The 2,093-nt window shown below is 78.4% G+C and carries 3 protein-coding genes and 1 pseudogene; 3 read left to right on the forward strand and 1 reads right to left on the reverse strand.

What is annotated here, in order from left to right; translation table 11 throughout:
* From RZ84_RS40695 to RZ84_RS05655, 3 genes are all read left to right on the forward strand, one after another.
* Positions 1 to 285, forward strand: a 285-nt coding sequence (locus RZ84_RS40695; protein WP_241777597.1) for a LamB/YcsF family protein, incomplete at its 5' end; no start/stop codon positions are given.
* Positions 282 to 992 carry a 5-oxoprolinase subunit PxpB gene (gene pxpB / locus RZ84_RS05650; protein ID WP_052229795.1) on the forward strand — a complete coding sequence of 237 codons (711 nt, stop codon included), beginning with the start codon at positions 282 to 284 and terminating at the stop codon, positions 990 to 992. The genes RZ84_RS40695 and pxpB, both read left to right, overlap by 4 nt.
* The gene (locus tag RZ84_RS05655) at positions 989 to 1,882 is read left to right on the forward strand and encodes a 5-oxoprolinase subunit C family protein (protein ID WP_043263341.1); all 894 of its coding nucleotides are present in this window, start codon (positions 989 to 991) and stop codon (positions 1,880 to 1,882) included. The genes pxpB and RZ84_RS05655 overlap by 4 nt, the downstream gene beginning before the upstream one ends.
* A gap of 30 nt (positions 1,883 to 1,912) precedes the next feature.
* Here RZ84_RS05655 and RZ84_RS40700 read toward each other — a convergent pair.
* Positions 1,913 to 2,093 (reverse strand): annotated as a pseudogene (locus tag RZ84_RS40700) (hydantoinase B/oxoprolinase family protein); the annotation flags it as partial.

A 2,093-nucleotide genomic window follows, 5' to 3' on the forward strand; every position in this document is an offset into this window, starting at 1 on the left:
CTCCCGGTCGTCGGCGAGGCGTTCGCCGATCGCGCCTACACCGCCGAGGGCACCCTCGTGCCGCGCCGCGAGCCCGGCGCCGTCGTCCACGACCCCGACGAGGTCGTCAAGCGCGCCCTCGGCATGGCCCGCGACCGCACCGTCACCTCCCGCGACGGCACCCGGATCGCGATCGCCGCCCGTTCGCTGTGCCTGCACGGCGACACCCCCGGCGCCGCCGAACTCGCCCGCCGGGTACGGTCCGAGCTCACCGCGGCCGGCGTCCGCATCCGGAGCTTCGGATGAGCCCGGACGGCGCGCGACCGCTCCCCCTCCGGCCGCTGCCGGTCGGCGCGCACGGACTGCTGATCGAACTGGACCGCGCCGCGGACGTCGAGGCGCTGCACGCCGAACTGCTGCGCCGCGCCGCCGACGGCACGCTGCCCGCCGTCCGCGAGATCGTGCCGGCCGCCCGTACGGTCTTCCTCGACGGCCTCGCCGACCCCCACGGGCTGATCGCCGAACTCGCCACCTGGCACATCCCCCCGCTCGCCACCGGCGACCGCCCCACCGTCGAACTCCCCGTCCGCTACGACGGCCCGGACCTCGCCGACGTCGCCGCCCTCTGGGACGTCACCCCCGAGGACGTGGTACGGCTGCACTCCGGCACCGAATTCCACGTCGCCTTCTGCGGATTCGCCCCCGGCTTCGGCTATCTGACCGGCCTGCCGGAAGCACTGCACGTACCGCGCCGGGACACCCCGCGCACCAAGGTCCCGGTCGGCTCGGTCGGGCTGGCCGGCCCGTACACCGGGGTCTATCCGCGCTCCTCCCCCGGCGGCTGGCAGCTCATCGGCAGCACCGACGCCGCCCTGTGGGACCCGAGGCGCGAGCCGGCGGCGCTGCTCGCCCCCGGCACCCGCGTCCGCTTCGTCCCGCGGCCGGCCCGTGAGCGGCTGCCCGGACCGGCCGCCCCCGGGGACGACCGTACGCACCGAGAGCCCGCCCGATGACCGACCGCGCCCTCTCGGTCGTCCGGGCCGGTGCGCTCACCACCGTCCAGGACCTCGGCCGGCCCGGTCACGCCCACCTCGGCGTACCGCGCGCCGGGGCCCTGGACGAGCCCGCGCACCGCCTCGCCAACCGCCTGGTCGGCAACCCCGGGCCGGCCGCCACCCTGGAGACCACGGTCACCGGCTGCGCCGTCCGGCTCCGCGCCGCCACCACCGTCGCGGTCGCCGGCGCCCCCTGCCCGGTGACGGTCGACGGCCGCCCCGCGCCCTGGGGCGCCCCGGTCCGCGTACCGGCCGGTGCCGTCCTGGACGCCGGGCCCGCGTCCCACGGGCTGCGCTCGTACCTGGCGTTCGCCGGCGGCATCGGCACCGAGCCGGTGCTCGGCAGCCGCGCCACCGACCTGCTCTCCGGCCTGGGCCCCGATCCGCTCGCCGACGGCGCGGTGCTGCCGCTGGACCCGCCGCACGGCCCGCCGGCCGCCGCCGACGCCGTTCCGCACCCCGGCCCGGCGGCCGAGCTGGTGCTGCCGTTCCTGCCCGGCCCGCGCGACGACTGGTTCACCGAAGCCGGACTGCGCACCCTCACCACCGGCCGCTTCCTGGTCTCCGCGGCCAGCAACCGCATCGGGCTGCGCACCGAAGGCACCCCGCTGGAGCGCGCCCGCGACGGCGAACTCCCCAGTGAGGGAATGCCGTTGGGCGCCCTCCAGGTCCCGCCCGACGGCTTGCCGGTGCTCTTCCTGCACGACCACCCCACCACCGGCGGCTACCCCGTCGCGGGCGTCGTCCCGGAGCGCTTCCTGGCCCCGGCGGCGCAGGCGGCGCCGGGCACTCCGGTGCGCTTCGTCCGCATCGCCCGGCGCCCGGCCCCGGCGACACCCGCCGGCTGACCCCGGAGCCCACCGCCGCGCCGATCCGCGCTACGGCTCCCCGTACCCCCCGCCTCCCGGCGTGCGGATCACCAGGACGTCGTCCACCCCGACCTCGGCCGTGTCGCACCCCCGCAGCTCCTCGTGTGAACCGTCCGCCCGTACCAGGGAGTTGACGCCCCGCGCGCCCGGCCCGCCGCCCGCCATGCCGTACGGCGGGGCCCGCCGGGGG

The sequence above is a fragment of the Streptomyces sp. CT34 genome (assembly GCF_000805335.1).
In the GTDB taxonomy this organism is placed as follows: domain Bacteria; phylum Actinomycetota; class Actinomycetes; order Streptomycetales; family Streptomycetaceae; genus Streptomyces.